The 14642-nt window shown below is 44.2% G+C and carries 17 protein-coding genes; 7 read left to right on the forward strand and 10 right to left on the reverse strand.

Features of this window, described 5'->3' with window-relative positions; all coding sequences use genetic code 11:
- Window positions 1-133: 133 nt before the first annotated feature.
- A complete protein-coding gene (locus ACJVC5_RS13060) occupies window positions 134-3226 on the forward strand; it encodes a hypothetical protein (protein WP_408095965.1) in 3093 nt (1030 codons plus the stop codon).
- 18 nt (window positions 3227-3244) lie between these two features.
- Here the strand turns inward: ACJVC5_RS13060 and ACJVC5_RS13065 are convergent, their stop codons facing one another.
- Window positions 3245-3502, reverse strand: a complete 258-nt coding sequence (locus ACJVC5_RS13065; RefSeq protein ID WP_408095966.1) for a hypothetical protein — start codon at window positions 3500-3502, stop codon at window positions 3245-3247.
- Between the two features lie 115 nt (window positions 3503-3617).
- Here ACJVC5_RS13065 and ACJVC5_RS13070 point away from each other — a divergent pair, with 115 nt between their 5' ends.
- Window positions 3618-3821 carry a DUF3606 domain-containing protein gene (locus tag ACJVC5_RS13070; RefSeq protein ID WP_408095967.1) on the forward strand — a complete coding sequence of 68 codons (204 nt, stop codon included), beginning with the start codon at window positions 3618-3620 and terminating at the stop codon, window positions 3819-3821.
- A 36-nt stretch (window positions 3822-3857) separates the two neighbouring features.
- Here ACJVC5_RS13070 and ACJVC5_RS13075 read toward each other — a convergent pair whose 3' ends face one another.
- From ACJVC5_RS13075 to ACJVC5_RS13100, 6 genes are all read right to left on the reverse strand, one after another.
- Window positions 3858-4139, reverse strand: a complete 282-nt coding sequence (locus ACJVC5_RS13075; protein WP_408095968.1) for a hypothetical protein — start codon at window positions 4137-4139, stop codon at window positions 3858-3860.
- Between the two features lie 15 nt (window positions 4140-4154).
- Window positions 4155-4565, reverse strand: coding sequence for a CBS domain-containing protein (locus tag ACJVC5_RS13080; RefSeq protein WP_408095969.1), 411 nt, complete (start codon window positions 4563-4565; stop codon window positions 4155-4157).
- Between the two features lie 125 nt (window positions 4566-4690).
- Complete coding sequence (locus tag ACJVC5_RS13085; protein WP_408095970.1) at window positions 4691-5338, reverse strand: hypothetical protein; 648 nt, start codon at window positions 5336-5338, stop codon at window positions 4691-4693.
- Between the two features lie 108 nt (window positions 5339-5446).
- Window positions 5447-6121, reverse strand: coding sequence for a hypothetical protein (locus tag ACJVC5_RS13090; RefSeq protein ID WP_408095971.1), 675 nt, complete (start codon window positions 6119-6121; stop codon window positions 5447-5449).
- 226 nt (window positions 6122-6347) lie between these two features.
- Window positions 6348-6548 (reverse strand): hypothetical protein, encoded by a 201-nt coding sequence (locus tag ACJVC5_RS13095; protein ID WP_408095972.1) that lies wholly within the window; start codon window positions 6546-6548, stop codon window positions 6348-6350.
- 13 nt (window positions 6549-6561) lie between these two features.
- Window positions 6562-7638, reverse strand: coding sequence for a flavodoxin family protein (locus tag ACJVC5_RS13100; protein ID WP_408095973.1), 1077 nt, complete (start codon window positions 7636-7638; stop codon window positions 6562-6564).
- A 144-nt stretch (window positions 7639-7782) separates the two neighbouring features.
- Here ACJVC5_RS13100 and ACJVC5_RS13105 point away from each other — a divergent pair, with 144 nt between their 5' ends.
- On the forward strand, window positions 7783-8649 hold the full coding sequence (locus ACJVC5_RS13105) for an SDR family NAD(P)-dependent oxidoreductase (RefSeq protein ID WP_408095974.1): 867 nt from the start codon (window positions 7783-7785) through the stop codon (window positions 8647-8649).
- Between the two features lie 3 nt (window positions 8650-8652).
- The gene (locus ACJVC5_RS13110) at window positions 8653-9093 is read left to right on the forward strand and encodes a hypothetical protein (protein ID WP_408095975.1); all 441 of its coding nucleotides are present in this window, start codon (window positions 8653-8655) and stop codon (window positions 9091-9093) included.
- Here ACJVC5_RS13110 and ACJVC5_RS13115 read toward each other — a convergent pair.
- Window positions 9069-9344, reverse strand: coding sequence for a hypothetical protein (locus ACJVC5_RS13115; protein ID WP_408095976.1), 276 nt, complete (start codon window positions 9342-9344; stop codon window positions 9069-9071). The two genes, ACJVC5_RS13110 and ACJVC5_RS13115, sit on opposite strands and share 25 nt — an antisense overlap.
- Before the next feature lie 104 nt (window positions 9345-9448).
- Between ACJVC5_RS13115 and ACJVC5_RS13120 the strand changes: the two genes are divergently transcribed.
- Together ACJVC5_RS13120 and ACJVC5_RS13125 are read left to right on the forward strand one after the other, a co-directional pair.
- Entirely contained in the window at window positions 9449-10804 is a 1356-nt protein-coding gene (locus ACJVC5_RS13120; RefSeq protein ID WP_408095977.1) for a hypothetical protein, read from the forward strand.
- Window positions 10794-12356, forward strand: coding sequence for a hypothetical protein (locus tag ACJVC5_RS13125; RefSeq protein WP_408095978.1), 1563 nt, complete (start codon window positions 10794-10796; stop codon window positions 12354-12356). The genes ACJVC5_RS13120 and ACJVC5_RS13125 overlap by 11 nt, the downstream gene beginning before the upstream one ends.
- Here the strand turns inward: ACJVC5_RS13125 and ACJVC5_RS13130 are convergent, their stop codons facing one another.
- Together ACJVC5_RS13130 and ACJVC5_RS13135 are read right to left on the reverse strand one after the other, a co-directional pair.
- Window positions 12357-12509 (reverse strand): hypothetical protein, encoded by a 153-nt coding sequence (locus ACJVC5_RS13130; RefSeq protein ID WP_408095979.1) that lies wholly within the window; start codon window positions 12507-12509, stop codon window positions 12357-12359. It abuts the gene before it with no gap.
- A 10-nt stretch (window positions 12510-12519) separates the two neighbouring features.
- Window positions 12520-13395 carry a DUF72 domain-containing protein gene (locus ACJVC5_RS13135; RefSeq protein WP_408095980.1) on the reverse strand — a complete coding sequence of 292 codons (876 nt, stop codon included), beginning with the start codon at window positions 13393-13395 and terminating at the stop codon, window positions 12520-12522.
- A 478-nt stretch (window positions 13396-13873) separates the two neighbouring features.
- Between ACJVC5_RS13135 and folE the strand changes: the two genes are divergently transcribed.
- Complete coding sequence (gene folE, locus ACJVC5_RS13140; RefSeq protein WP_408095981.1) at window positions 13874-14584, forward strand: GTP cyclohydrolase I; 711 nt, start codon at window positions 13874-13876, stop codon at window positions 14582-14584.
- Window positions 14585-14642: the final 58 nt, after the last annotated feature.

Raw genomic sequence — 14642 nt, forward strand, 5'->3', positions numbered from 1 at the left:
TCAAAAGGGCACCAAAAGTGTCACTGTGACCCTGCTTTTCCCTTAATAGCATATTAAAGTCTGTCACCCCTTAAAAAACTAATTCGATTGTTCTATACCTAAGGATACGTCTTCAAATGATAGGGAGTATCCAATGAAGTCCAAATCACTCTTGGTCCTGGCTTGTCTTTTTTCTGCACCGGTCTTTGCTCAAAACTTACCAGATGAAATTAACTACGGCCCCTATGAGACTCGCTATAGAATCTTAGAGAAAGAGGTCAGTGCCGCCCAAGCACAACTGAACACTTCTCGTGCTTCCCTTCAAGAGGCCCAGAAGTTTATCGCTGAGATGTCTCAACATCTTTCTGATCTTCGCGACCAGATCCAAGCGGCAGAAGAGGAAATCGCCGCCCTTGAAATTGAAATTCCAGAACTCGAGCGCCGAATTTCAATCCTACAAAGTGAACGTGCTCGTGCAGAAAATGATATCCGTAATCTCCAATATCAACAGTCCCAATTAGAATCTCGTTACCAAGGGGCCCTTCGTGATATGCGTCCCTTGGAAGATTCCATCGCTCGAAAAGAGCAGCGCTATCGTGAACTTCACTCGGACAGAACACAACTTCAGCGTCAGGAGAATGAGGCCCAAACTCGTTTAAGAAGGGCCAATTCTGAGGCCCAACAGATTGATCGCGCGGTAAATGAAGAATACCAGAAGAAAAAACAAATGGAGCAAGAACTGGCCAATGCTCAATCAAGAATCAGCTCTCTAGAAGGGGAAATTTCTCGAACAGAGTCTACGGTGAATTCTTTAAACGCCAGTCTTGGTTCTGAACGCGGAAAACTCTTATCCCTCGAGAGTCGCGTGCAAGAGTATCAAGCACAGGTGAATCGCCTTCGTTCGGCGGGTGCTCCTGCTGCGGAAATTCAGGACGCTGAAAGAAAACTAGGAGCGGCCACAAATGCCCGCAATAGCTCGGCCAATGAAGTAAGACGAATTGAAGGAGAACTAAACCGTTCTCAAGCCCAGGTGAGAACTCAAAGATCTCAACTCGAAGAAGTGAGACGCAACCAGGCCGCTCTTCCTGGAAGAATTGCTCAGGCACAAGGCCGCATTGATAAACTCACCGTTGAACGTCGTCAGGTGAAGGACGAAATTGATCGCAGTGAAAGACAACTTGCTCAAGTTCGTTCTGCCCAGGCACTGAATGCCAATATGATGGCCGTCATTCAACAGGAACTAAGTAATCTTCAGGCGGATCTTCAACGTCAACGCCAGTACGCTGACAGCATTGCTCGTGACGCTCAAAATGTGCGTTCTCAGATTGAGGGCCTCTCGCAACATAGTCGTCATTTAAGTTCTCAGATCGCCCAGGCTTCAGAGCGCATTCGTAGCAATCAGGCGACCATTCCTCGTTTACAACAGAATATTCGTGCTGATGAACAAGAGATCACTCAGGGTGAGTCGGATCTTGCTCGGGGCCGCACGGACGAGAGAACTTTCACTCTGGCCGTGGTGAAGGACGAAGCAAAACTTGCGGACCTTACTCGCTCTCGTGATTCCGCTCAAAATGAAATGAGCACCCGTCGTGATTTATATCAAAGATACCTCACAGAAGCGGAGACACTAGGTGCGGGCCAGGCCGATACAGGAACAACTCTTGGTCGTGCTGAAGGCGCACGTTTGTCTCTTGCTCTTGCAAAACAAAATGGCGTGGCAGTTGGACAAGAGATGGGTCGCGCGGAAGCACGCTATTGGGGAAGTGTTCGTGGCGAAATCCAAGGCCATGACCTTGGATATTCAGAAGGACTTGCTTCAGTAGAAGACCGTACTCGTGCCATTCAAGAAGCTGGAGCACGTGCCGCTCAGGACGCAGAATTATTCGCTCAAAGAAACTTCAAACCCGTGTTCTTCGAGGAATTTGTTCAGGCCGAATTTAAGAAACCAATGAACTCTGCCCTAAAGGCACTTAAAATGGTCCATGTGAATTTTACTTCGGAAGAGTTCCATGAAGGAGTTGCTCCGTTGACTCCAGCGGAATTGTCTCGCAGTGAAGAATTAAAAACGCCCCTTGATGCTTCAATTATGACCGCGGCCGAAGAGGTCAAAACGGTTGAGGCCCGCGCTCTGAGAATCAGTGAACCGGAAGTTGCGTTCCAGGTACCAACTAAGATTCCTTTCGGAACCGTGGCATGCTCCCAGGTCTATAAGAACCTTGCGGTCTACAAGGCCGCCTGTGAAGGGGCCTATAAAGATACATTCACCAATAACTATGTGTCTGCCACTCGCGAAGAGTTCAGTCAGTCTTACCAACGTCAGTTTCAATCTGAGTTTGATGCAGCAGATGTGGCCCAAAGAGAGGCGAGTTTTCCACAGGAACTTTCAGAGGCCACCAAAATAGGTCGCGCTGAAGGGACACGTATTGGAAAGATTGAAATTTATCAGCGCACTTATGAATCCACTTACAAAGCTTCTTACGAAGTAGAAATTGTAAAGGCCAAAGAAAAATCGAAAGGTGATGCTGCTCGTGAACTGCAAGAATACTTGCAGGTAAAACCTCTTTTGACAGTGGCCTCTACGTCTCTGGCCGCTGATAACTTCCGTGGGGGAGAAGAATTATCTCTCGTTGGTAAAGTCAAAAACGTGAGTTCGGTTGCCCTCAATGCTCCTGTCATGGTCCGTGTTACTGAAGTTATTAACGGACAGAAGATTGATAGTGAAGTCGTTCTCAATAGTGCCTCTCCATTGTCTCTGACTGATCTTCCGACCTTGAAACTAAAAGTAAATGATTCGGCCCGCGCTGGCGAAAAAGTGATTGTACGCGGAGTGGTTGAGCTTCCTGGTGATTTATATCGTGCTGTTCGCCAGGAGAAGTTTGAACTTGTTCAGACACTAAGTGCTAACCCGGCACATGATCTTGGCACAAATTATAATAAGACTCCGGACATTAAAGGAGTCTTCCGCCGCAACATTCATTTTATGACGGTCAAAGTAACGCCTAAGATTGAAGAGATCAAAGAAGGCTATGAAGTGATCCTTAAGGCCGTAGGAGAAAATGCTTCACTTATTGATCAGAATGAAACGTCTCTTCGTACGGGTGCGGTCACACAAAATACTGGAAAAGATGTCCGTTTCTCGTACACCTTCAAAGATGCCGCCAAAGGGAAAACCATCACCTTGGAATTGTCGGTTGTTTATGCGGGTAAAGTGTTAAAGAAAGAATCGATTGTCCTTCTTCCTCACTAATTCTTTAATTGGCCGGGACTAAGGTTCCGGCCAGTTAATTCTTCTGTTGGTTGTCGTCCCATTACCATTGTCCATCTCAATTACTTGGCCAAATTCATTGATCATCTCACTCTCGTCCACTTCCTCGCGCTGCTGTACATTTTCCTGATCTGATATTTGCTGATCCTTCACCGTTTCTACTTGGTTAGAGACATCGCTATTTTTTTTTATCTCGGCCGCGGGTGTGAGTGCCATTCCGAATAGTGCTGTAACTAAAACGGGAAATAAATATTTCATAGCTCCTCCTATACTTATTCTGACACGGAGAATTTTAAGTGATCAATTTTAGCTTGGCTTAAATTTACACCGGCTTATTGTCACAGATAAAAATAACGGACTAAGGAGGATTCTTATGACAGATTCTGGCCAGCAAAGAGTAATTGATGACCGAAAGATCAATGTCATGGAGGCCTGGGATGTGATGTATTGGTGTGATGAATTGAATCTCAGAGCAGATGAGTTAAAAGACATCGTAAGACAGGTGGGGCCGGGCGTTCATGATGTGAGACTTCATCTGGCCAAGAAACTGCTTATTAACTGGCCCACTACATATTAAAAAGAAGGTCCTGTTAAACAGGACCTTCCATCATGCTTACTGGTCGTCGCTGGCATCACCCGAAGTATTAATGGCGTGACGTTCGCGGTTAGTACGTGTTCGTTCACTGTAATTAACTTCATCGCTCGCATCATCCTCAACAATGGACGATCTTTCTTCCATTCTTTCTTCTACGATTTCATCATCCAGATCGTTTCCATATCCTTCTTCGTAAACGGCCTCTTCTTCTTCAATCACATTAGATCTGGCCCCCATGTTTCCAGCATAAGCGGGAATGGCAAGCATTGCCAGGAGAGGGACGGTCATAAACTTCTTCATAAAAACCTCCAAGGTTTATCTTTTGATTTCCGTGATGGTTTCGGCCTTAAGATTTTCATCATTACTATATTTTGTGAGATCCTGAAGTGTTAACATTCCGACTGGTTGTTCGCTTTCATTCACGACTAAAAGGCGGGATATTTGATTCTCGCGCATGAGTCTCGTTGCCATCATAATGTCATCACTCTCATGAACAAAAACAATGTCTCGGGTCATGGCGTGAGAAATAGGATCATCTGTCGCGTGTCCATGGGCCACACAACTAACGACAATATCTCTGTCCGTGACAAAACCGACAGGGCGTTCATTTTTATATACAGGTACTGATCCGATATCTTCACGTTTCATTAAGGCCGCGACCTTTTTAATAGAGTCATGAATTTGAACTGTACTGACTCCTTTGTGCATAACTTCTGAAACTTGCATCGTGACCTCCTTGTTCTCAACTGTGATTTTGACATTGCCAACTGAGGTCTAGAATATAATTTCTCTAAAGAATGAGAGAGGAGATGCTAAGAAAGAAAGGGAAACGATTGCTTCCCTCAGACTTATTATTGATATTTTTCGGCCAGTTCTTCCACTAAGTAACCGATAGCATAGGGGACTGAGTGATCGCGGCTTTGTGACCATGTCACAGCATGGGTGAAGCCAAGTTTATGCATCCATTCATGCATTAAATTGTCGGCCACTTTGATTGGCGTATATTTCGTAAAGTATTTCATATTCATCCAGATACGTACGGTATTTGGATAGGTATAGCCAATAGTGTTCGTCTTTTGATGGTAAAGTTCTAACTCAACGTCCATGATATTATTCTTGCTGGTGTTTCCCATTTTCTCCGCGCCTTCAAGAATCTTTTGGTAGACCTCTTCATTGCTCATGGATTCACCATAGAAACCTTTCTTGCCTTCATAAGTGTAATTTAAAACGCGTTCTTTAAATTCTTCAGAAGAGATGACTTTCTTTATGATGGTCACGGCCTTCATGACCTTCGCTTCTTGCTCTTCGCTAAAATTCACCAGATACACATCAGCGTCCCAGCTTTTTGCTTCTTTTGGGACATCTTCCTGCATCTGAATCAGTTGGCCAGATTTCTTCTTGGATAGCTTGTGATTGATTGAGTTCTGTCGCTGCTCCTGGGTCTTGTGACAGGAAACAAGGGCGAGAAAAAGGAAAAAAACGGAGAAAGTTTTCGTCATGGTTTAATCCTTCCTGGATTAAAAAATCTCTCCATTCTTGCATATGCAGAAAAGTTTACTATGGGGGCAAAACTTTCTGCTGAATGGAGAGATATGTTGATAGAAAAACTACGAATCAATCGTCTTAGCAAGATCACGCATAATGTAACCCACACCATAAGGAACAGAGTAAGGTCTACTTGCTGTTGCTTCAGAGTCGTGCCCAAAGCCCAGCTTATGCAGCCATTCGTGAGTCATGTTCATGGCAACTTTATATGCAGGGAAACTACTCGAAGAAAGATATTTCCGGTTCATATAAATGGTCTTGATATTGGCCATCGTATAGCCAATGACATTAGCGTCGACATAATAAGTCTGAAGTTGCACGTCCATGGTATTGTTTGCTTCAGGAGAAAGCTTTTCAGCTCCTTCCAGGATTTTTTGATAGATCTGAGCATTGGTCAGACCATTGTTGTCCACAAAACGCTTTTTACCGTTGTATTTAAAATTCAATACACGGGATTTGAATTTATCTGATGCCACGACTTTTTTAATAAGTTCGATGGCCTTTTGGACTTTGTCTTCATTGGCAGCGCTAAAACCAGTAAGTCTTGCATTCACATCAAATGTTTGGGCAAGAGTTGGAGCGGGATCTGTGGCCGCGTCTTCATCAGTTACTTGTGTTGCATTGTCCACTTCATTGGCGTCCATTTGAGATGATGAAGCACCATTGCCACCACCGCCGCCGCCGCCACATGAAGCGAGAAATAAAAACAAGAACAGGAGAGAGAATGTTCGAGTCATGAATACCTTCCTTAGTTTGTTAGCGGATCAAATTCTTCTTCGATCCTTTAGACACTCTTTAGATGTGTGCCCATGGTAATCAAAAAAGAAAGGCATCATCAACCCGTTAGGGATGAAAAATTTAATTAAAATCAAGAGCTGACTGATTAAATGAGATGGAGATTATGTGATTCAGAAAAGTTAAAAGGTCTGGTGCATTTCACTCGGGAAATGCACCAATGGAGAATTAGTGGCGGATGAGTTCTTCTAGTTCCATTTTCTTTTTATTCACAACTTGTTTCACACCAAACTTCGCCAGCGCGTATTGGACCTTAGGCGGGCTTTTCAAGTAGGCCTTCACCATTTTCTTTTTAAACCATCCCATGTCCATTTTATCTGTGAGCTTACCCGCTCCTTTTGAGATCATCTTCTTCATGTCCTTTTTCATTCTTCACTCCTTTTTATTTTGGTCGAGGGTCGTGCAAGTTTGGAACTTGAGTATCTAGTTTCTTTGCTCTCTCGGCAGTGACATTCATGGCCAGGGCCACGGCCGAGTTTTGAACTTCTTCCATGATGGCGTGATCACGATCAAGGTCTTCATGGCTTTCAGCATAGGTGCCGTAATAGCCAATATATCTTCCCACAGCTCCATAGACACTGGATGGGATGAGCATGATTTCATCCAACCAGTTGGTGAGGGCATTCTTTAATTGATCAACTCCTTGGGTGTCTCCGTGAACGACCACTGAATAAATTCTTCCTTGAAGATGACGGGGATAGTCCCAACCTTTGAGTTCCAGTTTCTTGGCCATTAAGGCATCTTTTCCAAGAGTAGAAGTGGGATCAGGATTTCCTCCGTCGGCACATACCAGACGATCGATCATGAGTTTTAAAGCACTCGGGGCCGAGTGCCAATATACCGGAGTGATTATCATAATTCCGTGGGCCCTCACCCACATGGGATAAATATCAGTCATCCAATCATGGACCTGTCCCAGATAATGGTTTGGATAACAGGAACAGGGCCAATGGCAGAGGGCCTGAGAAGTGGAGACGCATCCCTTACAAGGATAAATCATTTGTCCGTATTGGGAGTTCATCTCAGAGAGATTTAAAAACTCAACTTCCATTCCTTCTTCTTTTAATGTTTCAAGAGCAATCTGGGAAAGGCGATAGCTCTTAGAAATCTCACCCGGACAAGTAAGATCATTTCGATCAGAGGCACAGATCACAAGCACCCTTGAGGGCCCACTAGGATCTTCGTGAAGTCTTCGGGCCTCATCAACTGCTGCCTTTGAGGCGATCCAGTCGATGCTTAACTCATAATCAGGATTTTTATACTGTGGCCCGGCCGTGACTGTATTGGGGGCTTTCTTTCCTTCTATGTAATTTTCCCAAGCAACATTAGTGATTTCTTCAATCGCTTCTCGATGTTTTTCGTAATAGGGATGTCGGAATTGTTGTTGGAAACGACGACGAAACTCAGTTTCTTCTAACTTCCAGTCAGCTCCTGACTTTCTTACTTTCGGGCCAAACATTTTTCCTCCTTCCTTAAGGAATCGGTTTTTGATCATGGCAGGTTGGAAGAGTTTCACCAAGCTCTGTGCGACAAAGTTGATGCTCCTCTCTCTTTACACCTGCGGAGGGCCGTCCTGACAATGAGAGAAAGCATAGGAGGCCATATGGCAATTAAACTCAAACCTCTTTATAAGCAAGTGATCTTCATGACAGGTGCAACCAGTACGATTGGAGTGGCCACTGTTCATATGGCGGTTGAGCAAGGAGCAAAGGTCTTCATGGTTGATCGAATTGATAAGGAAGAAGAATTGCAACGCATACAGAATGACATGCGGGCCAAAGGTTATGACACTGCCTATGCCATTTCAGACGAAGAAACAGAGCAATTAGAATTTGCTGCTGATCAATGTTTAAAGACCTTTGGTGCCATTGATACCTGGATCAACAACATTGGCACAACTCCTCAAGCGGCCCATTTAAAACTTAATAAAAAAGAAACCAAGGCCCTCTTTGAAGAGAATTTCTGGGGCTTTGTGAATGGTTGTAAACTTGCCACTCGTTACCTGAAAGAAAAGGGTGGCGCTTTAATCAATGTGGGAAGTGCAGTGGAGGAGGCAGAATTAAATACCATGGGTGTTGCTTCCGCCTCAAGACATGCGATTAAGGGATTCACCGATACGTATCGCAAAGAACTTTCTCAAGAAAAAATTCCGGTCTCGGTCTCTTTGGTCATACCTGCTCCTATTGCCACCAATATGGAGAAGGAGGAACCGACTCCATTGACCTCTCAAGATGTCGTGGCCCAGGCGATTCTTAAATGCGCTCAAAAGCCAGTGGCCGAAATTGGCGTCAGTGGAATGAGTAAGAGGACCTTTCCTCTTATGGAGAAGTTCCTTCCTAAAATTCAGAGTTACTTTCAAAAGCATCCAAACAGTCGAGATATTGTGACCTCCAAGAAAAGCTGGATGGCCAGTGGGGCTCTGGCCTTGGGTGGGGCCTTTCTGGTTTTAAAGAAGTCGCGTATTATTTAGTCTATGAAAGAAAAAGCTCTCATTGTTGATCTAGATGGAACACTTGCTGATATTCGGGTGCGTTTAAAGCATCTGGAAGGCGGAAAGAAAGACTGGAAAAGTTTTAATAAAAGCATCGAAACCGATGAACTCCATGAATGGTGTCGTGAGATCATCAATCGCTTTGCCCACGATCACAAAATCATCATCGTTTCAGGCCGCACGGATGAACTGAAAGACCAGACCAAAGACTGGTTAAAAAAGTATAAGATCACTTATCACCACCTCTTTATGCGAAAGCGGAATGATTTTCGTTCAGACAATATCATTAAACTTGAGATCTTTGAGAAGGAAATTAGAAACAGGTTTTCCGTGTTGTTTGTCTTAGATGATCGCCAAAAAGTCGTGGATATGTGGCGGGCAGAGGGCCTGGTGGTTCTTCAATGTGCTCCAGGAGACTTTTGAGATAACTGGCATTTATTCTTTAAACAGGACGCTTTCCAAACTCCTACATTCGGAATTTTTTCGCAATTCATTTTTTCGTAGAGTTCATTGATCTGCTCTAAATAAACTTGCGCCTTTTGCTTATTGGCAACATGAGGAATATCGCATTTTTGTGAGAACACCACCACGCAGTCCTTGTCCTTCAAACATTTTTGATAGTCAGCACGTGCCCCATAAGAAATGAAAAGAAGCAAAGTGATGATGAACTTCATAGGCACTTTATCGGCATAACCCCCACGAGTTTTTAGAGGCTTAAGAATTCTTAAGCCTCTACTGGGAGGTTGCTAATATCAGAGCTTGAGAGGAGAATTACTCCATGCGAATTTCTGTATTATTTTTTACTTTCTTCATTGTGAGCGGCGCTTGTGCGGAGTCTGTTATTCCTATCACCATGGCCAATCTCCAAGGACAAAAGAATCTTTTTGAGAAAGGTTGGTATGTAGTGGTCTCACCCATAGATGCCTATGAATACGCTCTAAAGAATGGTGAAAGCTCCAAAAAGGCCTGGGAAAAAGCCATGGAATTGGCGAAGAAAAATTCGGATTCACTAACGTTAAAAGAGAGCATTCGAAGATCGCAAGAAACAATGTTGGCGATGAAACATAATGCTCATGAACAATCGAACCGATTAAATGATTCAGGAAGGACGTTTTCCGAAAAGCTGTCCCAAAAGAGTGAAGAAGACTTTAAGGCCGCCTGGAAAAAATTAAATCTAGGTTATCTCCAGTATTCAACTTCTAATCGCGAAGATCTAGAGAACTTAGTCAAAGTCAACCGAGAGTTTTTCCCCAATATAAAACAAGAATTCAAAACCATGGACGAGGCCGCCTTGCCAGTGTTGGGATATTTTTTTGAATATCAGGAAGTAAATTGGAAAAAGTATTTTAAAGAAGGTCAGTATGCCTTCGAAGAGCAGTACCAAAAATCGGGTACCCGCTCGAACAGTCTGGCCGGTCTTTGGGACGTTTTAGTGGGGTACGGAAAATTTCTTTATTCTTCTGTCATAAAAACCAGTGCCCATGGAACGTCAAACTTAGTTAAAAATTCTGGTTACTACACTACGAGTGCCGTTCTTCGTTCCTACATTGTCGCCCATAGTACAGTTTATTCTCTCGGGGCCAATTTCTACTATTCTTCGAAGCTTGGTTACCGGTTGATTTCTCCTAGTGTTGAAGCGGGACTCTTATCATCCATGGCCCTCATCAATGCCGCCGCCGCGCCAACTGCATCTCTGACCTTAAAATCCGCAGGTCTTATAAATAAAGTGGCAATCAATGCCGTGGCCCCCGTTGTAGGAGGAGGAGAGATTGTAATTTCTCAGATCGCCTCAAAGGCCACAAACTCAGCACTTTATCTTTCTCATGGTGCTGCAGGGGCGGGAGAAGTTTTATTTGAAACGATGGAGAGTGGAGTGGTGTTGGGTTACAGTGCCCTTTCACAGCTTCCTCCTCAATTACTCTTGTCTGCCGCAAACTCTGCTGTCTTTTTAGTGGTTGATGGACCGAAGTTAATGTTGATGGGCGCTTCGGGGATTCTCGCCGGTAAAAATATCTGGGAACTGCCCTCGGGTGCCGTGATGGATATGAAAAAATTAAAGGAAGCAGGCATTGAACTTCGACCTCTTTCTGAAGATCCACGAATCCTTAAACAGGTCTTACAATATGCGAATTAGTTTTCTTCTTCTTTTTCTTGTGGCCTGTTCAGGCCATGACAAAGATCCTCTGAAAAATACCAAGAAACTCGTAAAAGATGGACATACCTCTCTCTATCAAAATGGGGCCTTTAAAGTTCCTTATACGAAGATAAAACTTGTTCCTCCAGGACCAGAACCTTTAGAACTCGCCAAGGAATTGTCAGGAACGCGGGCGAAGGCCTCTTTTTTAAAGTACATTTCAGAGGCAAGTGAAGCATCAGTTGTGATTTGGGACGGAACTAAAAAAAGTTATAAGTTCTCCAAGAAGCTGGATGAAGACCTGGACCGAGAACTTAGTAAGATTGGCCCTTCCATGCGGAAATCTTCTAAGGTCATTCTTTCTAAATCTTTTGCCACCGGTCGCTCCCTGATTGGTGGAAGCTGGAACGAGGCCCGTGATATTTATCGAGAAAGTGTTGATGTCGGTAAAATCATTAAAAAAGATTTTCAAAAGGCGAGTGAGGAGTTTGTAAAAAGCTTTGTGATCATTCCCAAAAAACAAACTAATAATGCTCCAGGAGTTTCTTTCAATGATTTTGTCCAGAACTTTGAAAAGAGCAACGAGTATCGAAAGAAGCTATCAGATCCGATGGCCTATCTGATTAGTGATTCAGTTCAAAACTATTCAAAAAATATTCGACAGTCTTTTAACAATTCCCAGGAGGATTTCAGCAATGCTGATCCTACCACGGGACATACTCTGGCATCTTTAAAGGCCGCCATTTGGGTCTTAAAAGGTGTGGTCTTTGATGGTGTTATCATGCCTGTGGGAAAAATCTCCGCAGGTGCTATTGGATATACTTTCGCCAATGGAATTGCATATCCGGTTCTTTTATTTTCAACCAATGGAGCGACTTCCACCCAGTATGCAGTCGAGGTCATTGGTCACTCTGCCGGAAATTTTTATGAAGTGGTTGCTCCTAGTTTACAGACAGGACTGGCGGCGATCATTGGCACCGGGATAAAGACCACCGGTTCAATCGTTGGAAATAGCGTTCAATATATCGGTGCTCCGATTGCGGCCAGTGGAACTGTTATTGCCGGATCAGTGAGTGGTGCCGCACTTGGCATTGGAGGTGGAGTTCTCGCTGGGGCCAGCATGGCCGGAAGTGGAGTGATGACCGTATCATCAGAGGTCCTTCCAAAAACAATTTCAACAATGACCTTAGTTGGTGGAGTGACGGCCTATACCATTAAAGGCACGGCCGAAGTTGCCTATGAGGTAGGAATGGCAACGGCCGTGCCTACGGGCCAGGTCTTGGGTGGTGGCCTCACATTATCGTATGGACTTCTTTCGCATCTCTCGGCCCATACTGTTCTTGCAGTCGCAGATGCTTCATATCTTGTTCTTTCAATGGAGGGACCAAAGTGGGTCATCTATGCGGTGAAAGGAGTTGTGAGTGGGGGAGATTACGCGCAAGGAACCGTGCTTGATTTAGAGAAAATGAAGAAGAACGGAGAGGAATTCTATAAAGTTCCGGCCAGTGACGAAGAAATCAAAAAAATTGTTGAAGAGCTAACTGCGAGTTGATCACGCCGCCAGTTCCTCGTTCTCCTCTTCCTCTTCAGGCTCCGGCTCTTGATTTGAAGAGTAGTAGTGGTGATGAGAATCATCTTGAGAGCGAACACTTGGAATCCAGCTGGCAATCATTGCGAGTAAAAGAATAAGTTTAAAAAACCACATAGTGCCTCCTTCACGCTACAGAGCGATCATCCAATCGCCGAATAAGACTTTTTGCATCTACTGGTGCCCGGACCTTGGCATCGTTGTCAAAATAGACGAACACATCTCGTTCAATCTTGGGAGCGGGATCATCGGTGATGGTGAGTCGATCTTTTGGTTCCAGACCTTCTTTCCAAAGTTTTATTCTTTCTGACCAAAAGTCGAGGGCCCGATCATCATACCCACTCACATAGAGCTCTTCATCTCCATGAAGTCTCACATACACAAAGTCACTAGTAAGGTCTTCCATATAGGGCCACTTCCCGGCCGTGTCCGCAAAAACGATCGCCACTTGATATTTTCGCAGTAGTTCCACAAACCATGGATTCAAGAAACTCAGGTTGCGGATTTCAACTGCGTGCCTCATGGGATAATTAATGTCGATATCAAGGGCGGTCCTTTCTTTGGCCAGTTCATTTTTTCGACCCAAGCTTGCGGCCTCTTCAAAGTCCCGCGGAAGAAGAGACAAAAAAGTTTCAAAGCGTTCAGGATCAAAAACCATACTCGGCGGGAATTGCCACAAGAATGGCCCGAGCTTTTCCCTTAAACACAAAGGGCCACTGGCAAAAAAATTGGCCATGGGTATTTCGATATCTTTCAATCTTTTTACGTGAGAAATAAAACGATTGGCCTTCACCGAAAATTTAAAATGATCGGGGGTCAAGTCATACCAATGCTGATAACTGGTTGGCCGTTGAAGAGAATAGAAAGTTCCGTTGATTTCAATGGTAGGAAGCTCACGGCTTGCGAATTTTAGCTCATCTTTGTGCGCGAGTTTTTGGGGATAGAAAGTTCCTCTCCATCCTTCATAAGTCCAGCCTGAAATTCCTATTTCAACTTCACTCATAGAATGATTCTAGCAGAAATATCAGAGTCAAAAAAAAGAGTGAAGTGTTTTACTTCATTCTTCTTGCTGCATACTTTAGACAAGAGTGAACTTGCCCGTGTTATAATTGATTGTGTCCGGGTTACTTGCCTAGACTTCGTAGATGAATTTACAGGAGTAGATTCTGACACCAGAAAGGCACTGTAATATTGTATCATTACATACCGGATTAAATGGGAGTCATTATTCGTAGTGGCTCCCTTTTTTGAGACCGACGGGAGACTGTCACTCGGTCACCCTTCACAGACAAGACCGGCGGTTGACAAAGGTCCAGCAGTGAAAGTTCGGTCTCGATTTTTTTATCTAAATCCCTGGAAAACGCTCCAAAATCTGCGATTTTTTACAAAAAAACCGAGTAATAGCTTCATTAACAGGGCAAAACCCTTTGAAATAGTGTATGGTCGGGCCATCCGAAAAATGTCTGTTATGAGGTTGATCTATGGCTTTTGAAGCATCATTTAATAAAGACCTGGCCCGTAAGCTGGCCTCTTCTAATAACCCTGAAAAAACTTTGGACCTTGAACTTGCACACTTTCGTGCGCGTGCAGTTGAACTTAATTCGGCCCGTGAAATGATGGCCGAAGGTTATGACAAGGTTCTTAAAGGTCTAAAGATGGCCTTCCCTAATCTTGATCTTGATGACAAAAACTTAGTTGGAAGTCCGAATCGTATGGCCCGTGCTCTTCTGGAAATCTGCTCTGGTCTAGGCACTAGTCAGAAAGAAATTTTCTCTACAACTTTCCCGGCCGAAAACTATAACGAAGTTATTATCTTGAAAGACATCGACTACACATCTCTTTGTAGTCACCACTTCTTCCCATTCATTGGTAAGGCGCACGTGGGATATCTTCCGGACACGACCCATGGCCAGGATTCACGCGTGGTAGGTCTTTCTAAACTTGCTCACATCGTGGACATGCATGCTCAACGTCCTCAGCTTCAAGAGCGCATGTGCTACGGCATCATGAACTCGATTAAAGAAGAACTAAAACCAGCGGGTGTAATGGTCGTGATCGAAGGTTCTCACGGTTGTTTAACTTGTCGTGGGGCCAAGAAAGCAAATGCTTCGATGATGACTTCTGCTCTGGATGGTAAATTCAAAGAAGATTCTAAGCTTCGTGCTGAATTCTTCAGTCTCTTAAAGCAGTAGTCTCTTAACCGGGCCCGTTGCTGGTCTTTTCCGTCAAGACTCACGAAGTATTGTGGCG

The organism is Peredibacter sp. HCB2-198, assembly GCF_045999315.1.
Classification (GTDB): Bacteria; Bdellovibrionota; Bacteriovoracia; order Bacteriovoracales; family Bacteriovoracaceae; genus Peredibacter.

Bases quoted from the DNA above. Each gene is read 5' to 3' on its own strand.
- ACJVC5_RS13105 (WP_408095974.1), top strand. From the start codon at position 7,783: ATGGCAATTAAACTCAAACCTCTTTATAAGCAAGTGATCTTCATGACA.
- ACJVC5_RS13060 (WP_408095965.1), top strand. From the start codon at position 134: ATGAAGTCCAAATCACTCTTGGTCCTGGCTTGTCTTTTTTCTGCACCG.
- ACJVC5_RS13070 (WP_408095967.1), top strand. From the start codon at position 3,618: ATGACAGATTCTGGCCAGCAAAGAGTAATTGATGACCGAAAGATCAAT.
- ACJVC5_RS13100 (WP_408095973.1), bottom strand. From the start codon at position 7,638: ATGTTTGGCCCGAAAGTAAGAAAGTCAGGAGCTGACTGGAAGTTAGAA.
- folE (WP_408095981.1), top strand. From the start codon at position 13,874: ATGGCTTTTGAAGCATCATTTAATAAAGACCTGGCCCGTAAGCTGGCC.
- ACJVC5_RS13110 (WP_408095975.1), top strand. From the start codon at position 8,653: ATGAAAGAAAAAGCTCTCATTGTTGATCTAGATGGAACACTTGCTGAT.
- ACJVC5_RS13080 (WP_408095969.1), bottom strand. From the start codon at position 4,565: ATGCAAGTTTCAGAAGTTATGCACAAAGGAGTCAGTACAGTTCAAATT.
- ACJVC5_RS13125 (WP_408095978.1), top strand. From the start codon at position 10,794: ATGCGAATTAGTTTTCTTCTTCTTTTTCTTGTGGCCTGTTCAGGCCAT.
- ACJVC5_RS13130 (WP_408095979.1), bottom strand. From the start codon at position 12,509: ATGTGGTTTTTTAAACTTATTCTTTTACTCGCAATGATTGCCAGCTGG.
- ACJVC5_RS13135 (WP_408095980.1), bottom strand. From the start codon at position 13,395: ATGAGTGAAGTTGAAATAGGAATTTCAGGCTGGACTTATGAAGGATGG.
- ACJVC5_RS13120 (WP_408095977.1), top strand. From the start codon at position 9,449: ATGCGAATTTCTGTATTATTTTTTACTTTCTTCATTGTGAGCGGCGCT.
- ACJVC5_RS13075 (WP_408095968.1), bottom strand. From the start codon at position 4,139: ATGAAGAAGTTTATGACCGTCCCTCTCCTGGCAATGCTTGCCATTCCC.
- ACJVC5_RS13095 (WP_408095972.1), bottom strand. From the start codon at position 6,548: ATGAAAAAGGACATGAAGAAGATGATCTCAAAAGGAGCGGGTAAGCTC.
- ACJVC5_RS13085 (WP_408095970.1), bottom strand. From the start codon at position 5,338: ATGACGAAAACTTTCTCCGTTTTTTTCCTTTTTCTCGCCCTTGTTTCC.
- ACJVC5_RS13115 (WP_408095976.1), bottom strand. From the start codon at position 9,344: ATGAAGTTCATCATCACTTTGCTTCTTTTCATTTCTTATGGGGCACGT.
- ACJVC5_RS13065 (WP_408095966.1), bottom strand. From the start codon at position 3,502: ATGAAATATTTATTTCCCGTTTTAGTTACAGCACTATTCGGAATGGCA.
- ACJVC5_RS13090 (WP_408095971.1), bottom strand. From the start codon at position 6,121: ATGACTCGAACATTCTCTCTCCTGTTCTTGTTTTTATTTCTCGCTTCA.